This is a genomic window from Sphingomonas sp. NFX23, from assembly GCF_049887795.1.
In the GTDB taxonomy this organism is placed as follows: Bacteria; Pseudomonadota; Alphaproteobacteria; order Sphingomonadales; family Sphingomonadaceae; genus Sphingomonas.
In genome coordinates, this window is sequence record NZ_JAGEKH010000001.1 from 38,414 (window position 1) to 53,570 (window position 15,157).

Consider the following 15,157-nt stretch of genomic DNA (forward strand, 5'->3'; position numbering starts at 1 on the left):
ACAGCAAGGAATTGAGCATGCAAACTCCGACGTCTTTCGCCCTGACGGTGCTATTGGTCGCAGCGCCTGCATTTGCCAGCACCGGGTTACACCGCGGGCCGCTACCGATCACGCCGGGAACCTATGTTCGCGCCGGTACGCCGTGCAACGACCCATCGCTCGCCGCGATCTTTGCCTATGATGGCCATGCGCTGTCGGGACCGCATACCAGTCAGTGTCACAGCACGCTGATCTCGCGCCACGGAGCGACCTATCGCGTCCGAACCACATGCGCGGCGATGGGCGACGGGACCGAAGCACGCGCGCAATCCGAAACGCAGGTCTTTACGCTTCATTCGACGACAAGCCTCTCACGCCACAACGATCGCGACGGGGCCGAATATCGGCTGTGTCCCGGCAGTACGCCGCCGGTTCCTCACGGATGACCAAACGCAATCGTTAAATCCCCCTCCCGGAGCACCGTCATGGACAATCCGAAACGTCGTGAATTCCTGATCGCCGCTACTGCGCTCGGCGTCGCGGTCGGCGCTACTGCACACGCTCAGGCCCAAGCATACGGCAATCCCGACTTGCCACCCGAAGGCGCCCTGAACGCCGCCAAGAACCCTGCGACCCACGATACGGTGATCGGACCCCAGAACCCGACGCTAGCGGATCAGTTTCCTTCGTCGTCGAGCCCCCCAGCGACCGACGTGGACACCTTGCCGATGTTCTGGGCATCGTTCAACAACGCCCACAAACGTATCCAGAACGGCGGCTGGGCGCGTCAGGTCACGCAAGCCGACTTCGCGATCTCGACGACGATCTCCGGCGTCAACATGCACCTCTCCGCCGGTGGCATTCGTGAGCTGCACTGGCACCTGACCGCGGAATGGTCGATCATGACCCGTGGTCGATGCCGGATCACCACCATCGATACGCAAGGTCGGGCCAGCGTCGACGACGTCGAAGCAGGCGATCTCTGGTATTTTCCCGCAGGACTGCCGCATTCTCTCCAAGGACTTGGCCCCGAAGGTTGCGAGTTCGTGTTGGCATTCGACGATGGCGCGCAGTCGGAGAACAACACGCTGTTGCTCAGCGAGTTCATGGCGCACATCCCGCCAGACATTCTGGCCAAGAACTTCAACGTCCCCGCAGATGCGTTCAAGACGATCCCGCTGAACAGTAAATGGATCTTCCAGGGGCAGGAACCCGGCACGCTCGCCGCCGACCGTGCCGCAGCGCACGTCGTACCGGGCGCCGCACCGGTCATCTTCCACCTTTCCCGATCGAGCCCACGCCACTCCACGACGGGTGGCACGATCCAGATCGCCGACAGCCAGAACTTCCCGATCGCCAAGACCGTCGCAGCGGCACTCGTAACCGTGAAGCCCGGCGGCCTGCGAGAGATCCACTGGCATCCCAATGCCGACGAATGGCAATATTGGATGCAAGGCCAAGGACGTATGACGATCTTCGACAATGGTCCGAAAGCGACGACGATGGACTTCAATGCCGGCGACGTTGGCTATGTGAAGAAAAGCCAAGGGCATTACATCGAGAATACCGGGACTGGCGACCTCGTCTTTCTCGAGATATTTCGTGCGGATCGCTACGAGGAGGTATCACTCTCGAACTGGCTGACGCACGTGCCACCCGGCCTCGTCGCACAACATTTGAACATTCCCGCGTCGACGATCGCTCATTTTCCCGTCGGCGGACCGGGCGTCATGCCGGTCTAACGCTGATAGCAACAGACCTTCCTAGCTTTGTGGCAGGAAACACGGCAGGCCTTTGGCTCGCCAATAGCTAGAAAGACTGCTCATGTGCTTTTCGGCTACTGCCAGCTTCGTCGCTTCCGGCGTGCTGGCGACGATCGGTGTGGCGACGCTGCGCCACGTTCGCGAGCCACGCGCGCTACTCTTCGCAGCCGTACCGCTGTTGTTTGCGGGGCATCAATTCTGCGAGGGGCTCGTCTGGCTGGCATTCCATGGCATTCTGGGCCGCGTTGCGCTCGACCATGCCGTGCTCCTGTTCATGCTGTACGCCCTGGGCGTCCTGCCAACGCTCATGCCAGCAGCGGTTGCGTTGATGGAACCGCCTGGCTGGCGTCGTATCGCGATCGTTGGACTGACCCTAGCCGGCGCGTTCGTATGCGCCTGGAATATCGCGGGGCTGATCCTGTTCCCGATCCATGCCTTCGTCGAACATTTCTCGATCGCATATCGCAACGCGATCACCAGCAACATGATAGTATCGGTGGTCTACATACTGGCGACGTGCGGCGCGCTGTTGCTGTCGAGCCACCGGGTCGTCAGGACGTACGGTGTCGTCAACGTCGTCGGTCTGACGATCGTCCATCTGGTCAAAGGCTATGCCTTCGCCTCGGTTTGGTGCTTCTACGCCGCCATCCTGAGCGTGATGCTGTATTGGCAGTTCAACCGTCGGCAGATCAACATCGGCACACCCAACGACACGTCCACGCCGCATGCCCCCTTCCTACTGACATGGTTGCGAGGATCCCGCTTGGCGGCGGCACCCCGCCCCTGAAATTCCTTCGCGGATGCACAAAATAAATCAGGCTTTGTAAGACATCCGTCAGCATCGCTTCTCATCTCTAGATTGCTGCAACGATGCAGCGTCGACGGTCGTGAGCCGGGGCATCGCCCTTCGATCAAGACCCGCATGAAGAGAGAGAAACGTCATGGTTACCCTGTCCACACTTGCAGCCCGTAGCGCTGCGCTGATTGTCGCCGCCGCGGTTTCGGGCGGCATTCTGGTCGCCTCGCTCGGCGGTTCGGGCTCGCCTGCTTCAGCGGCAGGACTGAGAGCCTACCCTCCGTGCTCGAAGACGGTCGTCGACGAATGCCAGCAAAGGGTTCTCCCAACCCATGCGGCGAACCAGCACGCGGCCGCTCCCTACATTGCATCATCGACGACTGCGTCGTGAGGTCTCACGCTATCATCGTCGCAGCCTTGGCTGCGACGATGCTCGCAGGATGCACGACCATGGGGTCGGGTGTCGGCGATTCGCAGGTTCCTGGTGAATCCGCGGTCTTCAACTGGACCGCCAAAGGCCCACGCGATGGGACAATGACCGCGGTACTCGCCAACGGCACGAGCTACACCGGCCCGTTCTTCCAGGTAACGAGCGAAACGCAGGTCGACGACCTCGCGCCATTATGGCTCGGCTGGGGCGGCATCGGCTGGGGCGGCCGTGGCGGCCGCGGCAATTGGGGTGGTTGGGGCGGGGGTGGTTGGGGCGGCTTCAACGACTGGGGACCGAGCCAGCAGTTCGTCACGCACTACTCGGGCAAGGTGCTCGCGAACCTGCAGGGCGGCGACGGTCGGATGCGCTGTCGGTTCGTTCTCATACGTCCATCAGATGGTATGACTGGCGGCGGTCAGGGCCAATGCGAAGCCCCAACCGGCGGCAAGATCGACGCAACGTTCGCCGCGCAGTAACCGGGTACGGGCGATCCGCCCAACAGGGTCGCCCACATCCCCCGCCCCGCCACTTCAGCCGGGAAACCGGCTAGGCGTCGCTGGGTTAACCGGACTGCCGACGAGGCTCAGCAGATCCCGCATGGCCTGGAGCAAGGCGATTCCATGCGGCCCGGCAATGTAACGCGGTTCCCAGGCGGGCGCGAATTTGTCCTTGTACGCACGCAACCCGCGGAAGCCGTAAAAGCGTTCGCCGTGGCGGAAAATGAAGGCGGCGATCCGCGCCCATGCCGGTGCCAGCCGACGGTCCTCGATACCCGATAACGGCGCCACCCCCAGCGAGAAGCTCGTATAATGCTGGTCCCTCGCCCACAGCATCAGGTTGGCGAACAGAAAGTCCATCGTCCCCGAGGGCGCATCATCGCGGTGGCGCATGAGGTCGATCGAGATTTCTGCTTTGTTGGGTATCGCCCAGATATTGGCAAAGGCGATGAGCCGCCCCGAGAGTTCGACTACGCCGACGTCGAAATTGCCCAGATACGCGGCATCGAAACGCCCCAGGCTGAACCCCTTCTCCTGCTGCCCCTTGGCGCGCAGCCAATCATCGGAGATGATCGAAAGTTCGGGTAAGATCTCCGCCAGCTCGGCCGCAGGCACGATCCGGAACTGCGCGCCCTTCTTGACCAGCGTGCGTTCCGATCGACGTATTCCGCGAAGGCACGGCCGATCGAGTGAGAAACCGGGGAGATGGACCAGTGCCTCCTCACCATATTTGACAACGCTTAATCCCATCGACAGTGCCAGATCGAGCGTCGGCGGCGAAATCTCGTAGAGCACGAGGCGGCCCTGCTCGCGATCGACGAGGTCCCTGATCTGCCATAGCAGATCGTCCCAAGCTCCCCGCGGTCCCACGGGATCGCCCATCACGATCCAGGTAGCGCCTTGCACCTGATACATCAGGAATGCGTCGCGATCCGCGGACAAGATGAAACGCTTGTCGCCGGTCAGCGCGAGCATCGCGTCCCTCCGCACGGCCTGATCGAGCACCGTCCTTGCAGCAGCCAGATCATCGAGCGGGACAGCATCCAGGCGGCCGACTGCCGTGGGAGCCAGCAGCTTCCAGCCAACGCCGATCCCGAGCACGATCGATACTCCCAGCAGGCCGCGCAGAAACCGTGGTGCATCGGCGTCGAGCGTGAATTGCCACCACAGGTCGTTGGAATAGGGAATTTTGCGGTAAGCAAAGAACCCCGCCCACGTCGCGAGGCCGATGACAGTCGCAACCGATCCGAACCAGGTGAACCCAAATGGTTGGCTGGTCATCGTCGTTCGGCGGTAGAAGCCGTGGCGGGTCCACTGCAACAGACCGGCGAGCGTGAGGCATATGATCGCCTCTTCGTAATCTATGCCCTTCGCGAGCGAAAACACCGCGCCCGCTATCAGCAGCGCGCGGGTCGCGACGAAAGCCCCGTCGAGCCGGCGATACAGCCCCGGCGACAGCAGCAACAACGCCGTCCCCACCAGGCTTGCCGCGACATGGCTTGCCTCGATGAACGGCAGCGGCAGCAGCGACGACAGCACGCCCATGCGATCACGCAACGCCGGCAGAGATCCCGACAACAGCAGCATCCCGCCACCGACGAACGTCGCTGCGCTCAGCACGATCGGCGCCAACCCGCTCGCCACGTCGCGCGCTTCGCCAAGCAGGCGCAACGAAGACCGCACCCGCCTCCCCTCGCTCCACGCCAGCATCGCGATACCGATCGCCAGCGGCAGGAGATAATAGATGACCCGGTAAGCGATCAGCGCCGCGAACAACGGTGCCCGGTCGATCGGCAACAGCGCCAGCATCGCCGCCTCGAACACGCCAATCCCGCCCGGCACATGCGCGACTACAGCCGCCGCGATCGCGCATGCGTATGCCAGAAGAAACAGCGGGAGCAGCGACGGGGATAGATGCGGGATCAGGACGAGCAATGCCGCGCTGGAGAACAGCACGTCGAGCACTGCCACCCCGATCAGCGCAACCGACTGTCCTGGCCGCGGCACGGGCAGTTCAAAGTCCAACACGAGGACTGGCTGCCGGACCCTGCCTGATATCCAGACGGTCGCCACCCCTAGCAGCAATACCGCAATACCAAGCCCACGAAGGCCAGTGACGCCTAATGCATGTCCTATGACGACGAATGGCGTCGCATCGAAGGCGGCTGCAACCGCCGCAACGGTCACGATGCCCGCCCAGAACGCCCCGCTCGCGATGCCGATCACCTTGGCGATGCTGGGGCCATCCAGACCCGCGCCTGCGTAGGCGCGGTATCGCACCGCACCACCCGTCAAAAGCGGCATTCCGAGATTGTGACTGAGCGCGTAGCTGGTGAACGACGCGAATGCTGCCGTCCGCCATCTTTGCGGATGCCCTACCACGCGGAGCGCCAGCACGTCGTAAAACGTCAGCGCCAGATAACTGCCGGCAGACAGGGCCAGCGCGGCAACGATCTGCGTGATCGAAAGCGTGTGCACCGCATGCCGGACGTCGGCAAAACTGATGTCGCGCGTCAGTTTTTCGAGCGAGACAAAGCTCAGCGTGATCAGCACGCATCCGACTGCGATGCCCAGAGCGAGCCGGTGACGAACGAACCACGCGCGGAGGTCAGGCACCCGGCATCCGATCTACCCGCGTCCAGATCTGCGATTTGCAGAGCAGCCCGCCAAGGATGCACCCCTTGATCTGCAACGCGTTCGCCGACGTCTGGACGATTTTCGAATATAGATGCTTGCCCATGTCGACGACGAAGACCGTGCCTGACCAGGCTCCGGACTCGGTCCGCTGGTAATTCTCCAGCAACTCGGTTCCGACAAGCGTGTCGGTACCGCCATCCCTGGCATCCGACTGCGCCTGCGGGTTGGCCCAAGCGATCCATCCACACAGCTTCGCACCGCACGGCCCGGTCCGGACCACGACGGTCCGCATCGGATTGATCCACATGCCCTCTACGGACGGATTGCCAGCGGCGGGACTGCCAGCCGGAGCGCTGCTTTGCGCCATCGCGGTTGACGGTACGCCGACCACGAGAGCAGCCGTTAAGACGACGATCCACGACCTCATGAGAGACTCCTCGACTGATTGTCGAAGAATGGTACCGCGACGCGTCTTGCCCCAGCCTTTGCCGCGGCTGAACAATTGGTAATGAAACGCCGGGGGATCAGGAATTGACGGCGATATCCCTTAGCAACGTTGCCGCGACAAGAGTGGTATCTTCATCGAGAAAATGATCCCCGGGCAGGCTGACCTGATGAACGTTACCGCTGTCCCAGCCTTTGCAGAGACTCTGTGCTTCGGCGTGGCCACGAATACATAGGACTGGCACCCAATCGAGCCGCCGGGCCGCAGGCAGCGCCGAACCGTCGTTCTCGAATTCGAAGATCCCTCCCGGGGTTGCGCGCAACAGCATCGTCTGGCTCGGCACGATCAATTCGACGACGGGAACCCGTACACGCAATTGGTGCGGCAATGTCTGGAGACCGAACAACAATGCGTTCGCGCCGAACGAATGGCCGATAAGGACGACCCGCCTTGCCCCGGGCAGCGCGAGCGCTCGAACAACGGCATGGCGGACGATAGTGCTCACCTGATCCGGTGAACGTCTGTGCGAAAATGCGGTAAGCGAATTGACGCCGATCACGGTGATTCCCTGCCCTGCAACGTGCCGCATGATCGAGCGCCCCATCCCAGCGTTCAGTCCAGTGTCGCCCGAAAAGAATACGGCAACCGTGCCGGCTTCGGACGGTGGGGCGGGCGCGCTTGCCGGCACGAGAAGATAGATTGGGCCGTGCAGATAACCGAGATACCAGGCGAAGCCCGCGCTGCCGATCGATAGCAGGCTAAAAGCCATCAGCACTATTGTGACGCTACGCCGAAACCGGGATCCTGGAAGGCGTCTCATTGCGGTCATACTCGTCCGGTCAAGAGTTCAGGGTATAGGTGATGAGGAAGCAGGCTGCTGTCAGCAGCAGCATCGCGACGATGAAGGCCCCGTCGGCCAAGCGTTCCAGCCGGTACAATCGGACCCGGGACTGGACGCGCAACGCAAAATACGAAGCCAGCGTGGTGATCAGGAACAACAGCGCGTCGCCCGAGAGCAGATCGTCAACGATCGTTTGTTTGCCACCCATCGCGATCGACACGTGCAGCAGTTCGATGCCGGTCAGGCAGACGCCGACCATCATCGCAGCGATCGGGCAGATCAGCCGGCACGTCTCCTCATCCAACAGGATCTCAAGTCGGGGCGAGCGCACATGCCGCGCATGCGGCGGGGCTTTACGAAGATATTCCATTCAGAATGTCAGGCTGAAGCCGACGGCCCCGGACCATTGGTCGGCCCTGCCAACATCGGCGACGATCGGGGACCGGGCATAACTGCCGAGTAAGCGGGAATAGCCTATTGTGCCAAATACACCGAACCCATGCGTCAAAGTACCGCGCAGCGTGTGTGCCGCGAGCAAGGCAAGGTTCCAGTCCTTCCAGCCTGCCTTGCCCGCGCCGTCATACGCCCTAAGCCCGCTGGCGAGGCTTTGTGGCGCCGTCACGTCGTAATAATAGGCGCCGAAACGACGACCGACGTGATCGGCGCCGGCCGAAAGACTGACGTAGTCCTTGTGCGACAGTGGAGTCGCGTAGCTGATCGCGGGGCTGAATACCGACCCGCCATATGCCCCCGATATGTCGTGCTGCCATGTGACGTTAGCCGACAGCGTGTCGTAGGGACTGGTAACTACGCCGGTCCGCTGGATGCCCGCCCAGACGCCGGGCTCCCACGCAGTCTTCAGGTCGCCCAGCGCCGCGACCTGCCGGTTGCCGATCCGCGACGTTCGATCGAGCCGTACGTTCAGGATCGGTCCCACCTGAAGCTTCCATCCCGGCTTGCCATCGTCAGGGATGAGATCGACCGATAGCGAGGTACCCTGCGTGCTGAAGGAATAGCCCGCGACCTGCCCCTGCACCGCGACGCCCGGTATGACCGTCATGTCGCGCGATCCGATATATCGCGGCGTTATCGCCGGGCCGACCGCGATCGTGATCCGGTCCTTGCCGAGGTCGGTATCGTCCACCGCGCGCGCAGGTAGATCCTGCGCCACGGCAGCGCCAAGGACACAAGGCCCGCATAGCATCACGGACAACAGTGCGGCCAACCTCATGATCAATTCCTTCTTTCGACAGGAACTGCCTTGCGGGTCCGCGCACTACCCCGTGCTAACCGGAACATTAGCGAAAGTTCATGCCCCCGCCCGAAGTCCGCGCGGAATAAACCTCTGTATGATCCCGTCCCCATCGTGCTTCGGGCATCGCCGTATCGAGACGCCGGGATCAGGAGCGATACGATGACTTCGACTTTGCACGCCGCGGACCGCATCGCGCCAAGGACCGCGATCCTGCCCGCGCAACGCGCGCCAACAACCGCGGACGAAATCAACCACCGGATTGCAAACAGTCTGCAGCTGCTGGCGGCCATGGTTTCCGCCGAAGCCCGCACCGTTGCCGATCCCGCAGCTCAGGCGGCCCTCGACATGACAGTTCGTCGCATCGCCGCGATCGCGCGAGTCAACCGCCAACTCTATCAGCAGTCCGCAGTCGCGACGATCAACCTCGATATCTACTTGAGGGAACTAGGCGGCGATCTTGAAGGCAGCTTCGGAAATATCGGCGCGGGTCGCAGGATCCGCGTCATCGCCGATCCGGTCTCTGTGAAACCCGATCATGCCTCCTCCGTCGGCATTCTGGTATCCGAGCTCGTCACCAATGCCTGCAAACACGCCTATGCACCTGACGCACCCGGTGACGTCCATGTTCGCCTGGCGGGATCGTCCCGCGGATACCGCCTCGAAGTCGAAGACCGCGGCAATGGCAAGGGCGCATCGTTCTTCGGTAATAGCGGCCTCGGCCAGCGCCTGGTTGAAACCATGGCGGTGCGGCTTGATGGCAGGCTTGTCCATGAAGATGCGAAGCCGGGTACCAGACACGTACTCCACGTCTCTCATGCATAGCGACATTTGCGAGGTCGTGACTTCTATGGAAACGCCTCAACAACCTGGAAGAGTACGATAATACCTTGGTTTGCATTACGACTCTCAAGTCGTTCGGCCATGACATCGTCTACCCCAGAGTAAAATACCCTGGGCAACACGGAGACAGTCATGACGAACATCGTTGACGGCCTGAGCCGGCGCAATATCCTACGCGGCGCAGGTGTTGCTTCGATCGGCGCTGCGCTGTGCCCATTCGCCGCAGAGGCAGCCAGTGCTGAGGTGCCAGCCCCCTTGGCGGCGTCGCAATCGGCCGATCACGCCACGGAAACGATGTCCGTGGACGCTATCGACGCGCTAGAAGGGGCGTATGGCCACCAGCATGGTCTGCGGCGTAATCACACCAAAGGCGTTGGCGCACTTGGCTATTTTATCGGCAATCCCCATGCTCAACGATATTCGCGATCCTCGCTATTCTCAGGACGCAAGCTGGAAGTCGTCGCGCGGTTCTCGATCGCGGGCGGGGATCCCACCGTGTCAGACAAGGACCTGAGCCCGCGCGGTATCGGGCTCGAGTTCCGGCTGCCTGGCGGCGAACTACATCACATGACGATGCTGCATACGCCGATGTTCTTCGCCCTTATGCCAAAGACGTTCATCGATAAATTTATTGCGCTCAAGGTCGATCCAGCCACGCACGGTCCCAATCAGGTCGCGTTCAAAAGTTTCCTGATGAGCCACCGCGACAATGATGCTCAGTTTGCGTTTCTTCATCAGAACAACCCACCACCAAGCTATGCCAACTGTGCGTTCTTCGGCATTCATACGTTCCGGTTCATCGATGCGAACGCCAAGGAGACGATCGTACGATTCAGGTTCCAGCCGCATGATGGCGTGAAATACCTGTCCAAAGCCGCCTTCGACTCGGCGTCCGACGAGTTCCTGATCCCGGCATTGTTCGAGCGCGTGAAGAGCAGTGCGATAAAATGGGATATGATCGTCAGCCTCGGCGAGCCCGGTGACACGCTCGACGATCCGACGATCCTGTGGCCAGCCAGCCGATCCGAGTTCAATGCCGGCACGCTCGTTCTGGAGACCGCGACGCCTGATCCGCAAGCAGGAAGCTATAAGATCAACTATGACCCGTTGATGATGTCCGACGGGATCGCCGCGACGAACGACCCGGTCCTCCTGTTCCGCTCGCCATCCTACGCCATCTCACACGAAAGACGGCTGCGCGAGCTGTAGGCAAACGCTATAAGCGGGGCGCATCATACAGGGGCGCCCCGGTAGGCCGGCCATCGCAATCATGCGCGACCGAGCATGTATCCTACGCCGCGCGCGGTCTGTACGGCTAACGCAACGCCTTCTGTTTCCAGTCGCTTACGCACCCGGTGCACGTACACCTCGACCGCATTCGACCCCAGCACGTCGCCTGAGCCGAACAGCTGGTCCTCCAGCATCCGCTTCGGCACGACATGATCGAACCGGCGCATCAAAAGCTCGAGCAGCTCTCCTTCCCGAACCGACAGGTCGAGCATGCGGTCGCCCGTGCGAAACTCGCGCGTGGCTGGATCGAGCGACAAGTTGCCGGCAACGATCCGCTGCCCATCCGAGCGCGTGTCCCGACGGAGCACCGCCTGCACGCGCGCGTGAAGCTCGTCGAAGTGGAACGGCTTCACGATATAATCATCCGCGCCCGCGGCCAGACCCTCGACCCGGGCTTCGAGTGCACTGCGACCGCTGACGATCAGGACGGGCTCGCTCCGATGCTCCGCCCGCAGTCGCCGCAGCAAGTGCAAACCGTCCTCATCGGGTAGCCCCAGATCCAGGATCGCCATCACATACCCGGTCGTCCGCAGCATGATTTCGGCATCCAGTACGCTATGCGCCAGATCGGCGTGAATATGACGTCGCGCAAAGGCATCGCGCATGCCCTCGGCCAGCACGACGCAATCCTCGACGATCAGGACGCGCATGATCGAGGCCTCGCACATTGGACCGTTGCAATAGGATAAAGATATTCGCGGAAAGGATAGATGGCTTCAACTCCGGCAATTTTACCCTGTGATCATGCAGCAATGATCCGGTGCCTTTCGTGATGGGAACATTACGATTTACCAATGTCGCCCCTCAACGATCCTTTATCCCATCGATGATGCTTTCAATCATACCTTGATGCAGGCTGCCGCCCCGAGATCTCATGAGATAACATTCAAAATATGAGTTCTGCTGTTTTTTTGAGGTATCTGCTGTGCGCTATACGAAACTATTCGCGGCACTAGTTGCATTGACGAGCTATACCGGCCTGACTCAAGCGCAAGATAACAATCTTGCAGAGCCTGCGGCGAACGACGAACCCATCGATCTGACATCGCGTCAGGCGCCTTGGGGGCGATCCGATATCGATGTCAGTCGGAAGGATCGCCTATACTCGGTCGATGCTTCGTCGAGCTTCGTTGCAGTGACGGACCCTGTGCGCGGCAGACTGCTCGGTTTCATTCCGCTCGATAAGGGCGCTGGTCTATCGGCCGTGGTCGAACCGACGCTGAACTTCGCGCCAGACGGCAGGACGCTTGCAATAAACCTGGTGCGATCCAGCACGGTCGCATTCCTCGATACGCGGACGAACACCGTGCGGCGTAGCGTGATCGTGGCGGGCATCCCGGCAGGCGCATTCTACACGCCAAACGGCAAAGAGGCGTGGATTCCGGTTCGTGGCAGAGACTATATTTCTGTCCGCGATGCAAAAACTCTTGATGAGCTTGCCAGGGTTGCCATTCCGGAGGGCCCCGGTTTGATGACTTTTTCGAACAACGGTCGCTACGCCTATGTTTGTGCAATGACGGGATCACGCCTGATCGTCGTCGATACCGACAAGCGGGCGATTATCGCGCGCGTAGCCAACAATTCGAACTCATGCTCGAGCATAGCATCCTCTCCCAATGGGCGGCAGCTCTGGTTTACGGCCAAAGAGGCGGGCCAAGCGGTGGCCTTGTCGACGAAACCGCCATTCGCGGTCCTGCGCACGGTCGATACCGGTCCCCGCAGCAACGCCGTGAACTTCGTGAGCAACGACGACGGGCAGTTTGCCTACGTGTCCGTCGGCGGGCTTGGCGTCGTGAAGGTGGTCGATGCGGACACGTTCGATACTGTCGCGACACTGCCGGTCACAGGAACACCCCAGGGTCTCTGGCCGTCGGGCGATGGCAGCCTGATGTACGTGGGTCTTGGCAACCGCAATGCGATTGCCGTGATCGATACCGTCAAGCAGAAGCTGATAGATTCGCTGCCTGTCGGTCAGCCAGCACAAGCCGTCGCCTATGTTCCATATGCGATCCGATCGGGGCACGGGTTGGTCAATTTGCACGCCACCGCCAAAGGCGCATCGTCGAGTGTCCCGGCGGCGGGGTCAGATCGGTAGTTGGCCGCCCGAAGTCGTCCGCATCGACAAACGCATCGAGGCAATCAGGCCGGGCTTTCCGTCACTCAGGCTTGCATCACCGTCATGAAGTCGGGCGACCGCAGCCACCAAGGCCAGGCCGAGGCCGGCGCCGCTGTTCGGATTCGCATGATCGAGACGACCGAAACGGCGCATCGCGCGCGTTCGTTCTGCCGGAGGAATGCCCTGCCCCTGATCGGCAACACTGAGGATGACGTCGGTCCCGTCCGCCTCGATCGCTAGCGTGATAACCCCAGCACCGTATTTCAACGAGTTCTCGATCAGATTGCCAACAGACTGGGCAAGCAGTTCCCGGTGGACGGGGGTCACGATCGCTGGCGCTGGCGTCACACGCAGGACCCGCCCTTGCTCCTCGACGATCGGACCATAGATTTCGGCGATGGCCTGAAGTTCGTCATAAAGGTCGGTTTCCACGAAAGTTTCCATGCCGATGCCGGCCTCGGCTCGCGCAATCCGAAGTGCCGCATCGACGATCGTCAGGACGCGTTCCCCCTCGACAAGAGCTATGCGCACATCGCCCTGCACCTTTTCCTCCACGAGCATGGCAACTCGTTCGAGCGCCGCGCGCTGTCGAGTCAAAGGCGATTTGAGATCATGCGCCAAGCTGTCCGTGACGATCTTCAACTCCCTGACCAGCAGTGCGACCCGGTCGAGCGTCTGGTTGGTCGCTTCCGTCAGCGCGGCAAATGCATCCTTTGCAGGACCAGCCGGAACACGGCGATCGAGATCCCCCTGCCGAACCGCCACCAAGGTTGCGACCGTCCCCCTCAACCGGCGTCTGACCATCCAGGCAGCAAGCCAGGCCGCGACACCGGCAAACAGGACTGCGAGTAGCAGCCCGATCGCAGCAGCACGTTTCAGGAAACCCAATACGCGCGTCTCGTTCTCGATAACGCCGCCCGTCAGCAGCCTTTCGCCCGTAGGCAGCGACGTCGCGCGAACCCACATTCGCTCAACCGAAACGTGGTTCGATCGCACCAGCGCAACCATGACGTGCCGGTCGCCGACCGTGACGGCGTCAGGCCAGTGCGTCAGGTTGCCTGCCAATGGGCGCCCCTGTGCATCGGCGAGCAACAGGACCGCGTCCGTCGGGATCATGCGCCGCCCGCGCATCTGGACCGCGTCCCGAAGCGCCGGCACCCCGCCCCGTGCATAGGTGAACAGCAAATCGTCACGCAGCACGTCGGCGCGTGCGGACTCGGCCTGCTCGATTTGTCGATGCACGACTGTTCGCGTCACGAGCAGCAGTCCCACCCCCGCGGCAACCTGAAGCAGGAAGACCAGCGACGCAAACCGCATCGTGGTGGATCGCCAGTTCAAGGCGAAGCGCTCAACCGGTAGCCGACGCCGCGCACGGTATGCAGGAGAGGCTTGGCCGACCCCGCATCGACTTTCTTGCGAAGCCGGCTCAGGTGGACGTCGATGACGTTCGTGCCTGGGTCAAAATGATAGTCCCAGACGCCTTCGAGCAGCATCGTCCGCGTAACGACCTGATCGCAGTGGCGGAGCAAAAACTCCAGCAGGCGAAACTCGCGAGGCTGGAGGTCGACGACTTGTCCGGCGCGTTTCACGCGGCGAGTGAGCAAATCGATTTCGAGATCGTCGCACCGTCGCGACGTATCGACACTTGCCGCCGAGGCACTACCTCGGCGGACCAGGAGCCTAATGCGTGCGAGCAGCTCGGCGAACGAGAATGGCTTGGCCAGATAATCATCGCAACCTCGGGTCAGTCCATCGATGCGATCCTCTGGCAGGCCGCGTCCGGACAAGATGATCACCGGCGTTACGACCCCTGCCGCACGCAGGGCGGCCAGTACTGCCATGCCGTCCATGCCTGGCATCAGCCGATCAAGGACAATGCAGTCATAACTACCATCGGTGGCGTGAAATAGTCCGTCCCGGCCGTTGGCAGCGCGATCAACGACGAAATTCTGTTCATCGAGTCCGTTGCTCACATACCGCGCAGTCTCGTCATCATCCTCGATAATCAAGATTTTGTTCGTCATGACACGGCCTATTCCCATTGCTTCCGAGCGATGACGCGCGGCTGTCGATAATCAGATGGCGTTGGGCTGGTGCATTCGATGATGCGATCAGCGTCATGATCATAGCCTCGTCGGCAATCCCATTGATCCATACCTGTGTATGATCGAGGAAGAAGATGAGTGATGCCACTACGCGACCCAGGCGCTGCAGATCGCAACGCAACAAGACACGGCCAAGTAATCAATCGATGCTGAATCCAACCAT

At 61.4% G+C, this 15,157-nt stretch carries 15 protein-coding genes; 7 read left to right on the plus strand and 8 right to left on the minus strand.

The genetic code is table 11. The annotated features are described in order from the left end of the window. The first annotated feature begins 17 nt into the window (after positions 1-17). The 4 genes from J4O76_RS00175 to J4O76_RS00190 all read left to right on the plus strand — a co-directional run bounded on the left by J4O76_RS00175 (position 18) and on the right by J4O76_RS00190 (position 3,444). Complete coding sequence (locus tag J4O76_RS00175; protein WP_426279654.1) at positions 18-425, plus strand: hypothetical protein; 408 nt, start codon at positions 18-20, stop codon at positions 423-425. Positions 426-464: 39 nt separating this feature from the next. After that, positions 465-1,721, plus strand: coding sequence for a cupin domain-containing protein (locus J4O76_RS00180; protein WP_426279655.1), 1,257 nt, complete (start codon positions 465-467; stop codon positions 1,719-1,721). 82 nt (positions 1,722-1,803) lie between these two features. Continuing rightward, positions 1,804-2,529, plus strand: a complete 726-nt coding sequence (locus tag J4O76_RS00185) for a DUF6629 family protein (protein WP_426279656.1) — start codon at positions 1,804-1,806, stop codon at positions 2,527-2,529. A gap of 396 nt (positions 2,530-2,925) precedes the next feature. Then, positions 2,926-3,444: a hypothetical protein gene (locus tag J4O76_RS00190; RefSeq protein ID WP_426279657.1), complete on the plus strand. Its 519-nt coding sequence runs from the start codon at positions 2,926-2,928 to the stop codon at positions 3,442-3,444. Positions 3,445-3,498: 54 nt separating this feature from the next. Here the strand turns inward: J4O76_RS00190 and mprF are convergent, their stop codons facing one another. The 5 genes from mprF to J4O76_RS00215 all read right to left on the minus strand — a co-directional run bounded on the left by mprF (position 3,499) and on the right by J4O76_RS00215 (position 8,619). Further along, a complete protein-coding gene (gene mprF, locus J4O76_RS00195) occupies positions 3,499-6,081 on the minus strand; it encodes a bifunctional lysylphosphatidylglycerol flippase/synthetase MprF (RefSeq protein ID WP_426279658.1) in 2,583 nt (860 codons plus the stop codon). Beyond that, a complete protein-coding gene (locus J4O76_RS00200; RefSeq protein WP_426279659.1) occupies positions 6,074-6,529 on the minus strand; it encodes a DUF2147 domain-containing protein in 456 nt (151 codons plus the stop codon). Before J4O76_RS00200 ends, mprF begins: the two co-directional genes overlap by 8 nt. A gap of 97 nt (positions 6,530-6,626) precedes the next feature. Continuing rightward, positions 6,627-7,316 carry an AcvB/VirJ family lysyl-phosphatidylglycerol hydrolase gene (locus J4O76_RS00205; RefSeq protein ID WP_426279660.1) on the minus strand — a complete coding sequence of 230 codons (690 nt, stop codon included), beginning with the start codon at positions 7,314-7,316 and terminating at the stop codon, positions 6,627-6,629. Between the two features lie 70 nt (positions 7,317-7,386). Beyond that, positions 7,387-7,758 (minus strand): hypothetical protein, encoded by a 372-nt coding sequence (locus J4O76_RS00210; protein ID WP_426279661.1) that lies wholly within the window; start codon positions 7,756-7,758, stop codon positions 7,387-7,389. Beyond that, positions 7,759-8,619 carry a MipA/OmpV family protein gene (locus tag J4O76_RS00215; protein ID WP_426279662.1) on the minus strand — a complete coding sequence of 287 codons (861 nt, stop codon included), beginning with the start codon at positions 8,617-8,619 and terminating at the stop codon, positions 7,759-7,761. Positions 8,620-8,814: 195 nt separating this feature from the next. Here J4O76_RS00215 and J4O76_RS00220 point away from each other — a divergent pair, with 195 nt between their 5' ends. Continuing rightward, complete coding sequence (locus tag J4O76_RS00220) at positions 8,815-9,465, plus strand: sensor histidine kinase (RefSeq protein ID WP_426279663.1); 651 nt, start codon at positions 8,815-8,817, stop codon at positions 9,463-9,465. A gap of 150 nt (positions 9,466-9,615) precedes the next feature. Beyond that, the gene (locus tag J4O76_RS00225; protein ID WP_426279664.1) at positions 9,616-10,692 is read left to right on the plus strand and encodes a catalase family peroxidase; all 1,077 of its coding nucleotides are present in this window, start codon (positions 9,616-9,618) and stop codon (positions 10,690-10,692) included. Positions 10,693-10,751: 59 nt separating this feature from the next. Here the strand turns inward: J4O76_RS00225 and J4O76_RS00230 are convergent, their stop codons facing one another. After that, positions 10,752-11,423, minus strand: a complete 672-nt coding sequence (locus tag J4O76_RS00230; RefSeq protein ID WP_426279665.1) for a response regulator — start codon at positions 11,421-11,423, stop codon at positions 10,752-10,754. Between the two features lie 311 nt (positions 11,424-11,734). Here J4O76_RS00230 and J4O76_RS00235 point away from each other — a divergent pair, with 311 nt between their 5' ends. Then, the gene (locus J4O76_RS00235) at positions 11,735-12,868 is read left to right on the plus strand and encodes a YncE family protein (protein ID WP_426279666.1); all 1,134 of its coding nucleotides are present in this window, start codon (positions 11,735-11,737) and stop codon (positions 12,866-12,868) included. Here J4O76_RS00235 and J4O76_RS00240 read toward each other — a convergent pair. Both J4O76_RS00240 and J4O76_RS00245 read right to left on the minus strand, forming a co-directional pair. Further along, the gene (locus J4O76_RS00240) at positions 12,857-14,227 is read right to left on the minus strand and encodes a sensor histidine kinase (protein ID WP_426279667.1); all 1,371 of its coding nucleotides are present in this window, start codon (positions 14,225-14,227) and stop codon (positions 12,857-12,859) included. The two genes, J4O76_RS00235 and J4O76_RS00240, sit on opposite strands and share 12 nt — an antisense overlap. Next, complete coding sequence (locus J4O76_RS00245) at positions 14,224-14,913, minus strand: response regulator transcription factor (protein ID WP_426279668.1); 690 nt, start codon at positions 14,911-14,913, stop codon at positions 14,224-14,226. Before J4O76_RS00245 ends, J4O76_RS00240 begins: the two co-directional genes overlap by 4 nt. Positions 14,914-15,157 lie beyond the last annotated feature (244 nt).

Excerpts from the sequence above, each read along its gene's own strand:
- J4O76_RS00245 (WP_426279668.1), bottom strand. The coding sequence starts at position 14,913 with ATGACGAACAAAATCTTGATTATCGAGGATGATGACGAGACTGCGCGG.
- J4O76_RS00175 (WP_426279654.1), top strand. The coding sequence starts at position 18 with ATGCAAACTCCGACGTCTTTCGCCCTGACGGTGCTATTGGTCGCAGCG.
- J4O76_RS00185 (WP_426279656.1), top strand. The coding sequence starts at position 1,804 with ATGTGCTTTTCGGCTACTGCCAGCTTCGTCGCTTCCGGCGTGCTGGCG.
- J4O76_RS00200 (WP_426279659.1), bottom strand. The coding sequence starts at position 6,529 with ATGAGGTCGTGGATCGTCGTCTTAACGGCTGCTCTCGTGGTCGGCGTA.
- J4O76_RS00225 (WP_426279664.1), top strand. The coding sequence starts at position 9,616 with ATGACGAACATCGTTGACGGCCTGAGCCGGCGCAATATCCTACGCGGC.
- J4O76_RS00180 (WP_426279655.1), top strand. The coding sequence starts at position 465 with ATGGACAATCCGAAACGTCGTGAATTCCTGATCGCCGCTACTGCGCTC.
- J4O76_RS00205 (WP_426279660.1), bottom strand. The coding sequence starts at position 7,316 with ATGGCTTTTAGCCTGCTATCGATCGGCAGCGCGGGCTTCGCCTGGTAT.
- J4O76_RS00230 (WP_426279665.1), bottom strand. The coding sequence starts at position 11,423 with ATGCGCGTCCTGATCGTCGAGGATTGCGTCGTGCTGGCCGAGGGCATG.
- J4O76_RS00215 (WP_426279662.1), bottom strand. The coding sequence starts at position 8,619 with ATGAGGTTGGCCGCACTGTTGTCCGTGATGCTATGCGGGCCTTGTGTC.
- J4O76_RS00210 (WP_426279661.1), bottom strand. The coding sequence starts at position 7,758 with ATGGAATATCTTCGTAAAGCCCCGCCGCATGCGCGGCATGTGCGCTCG.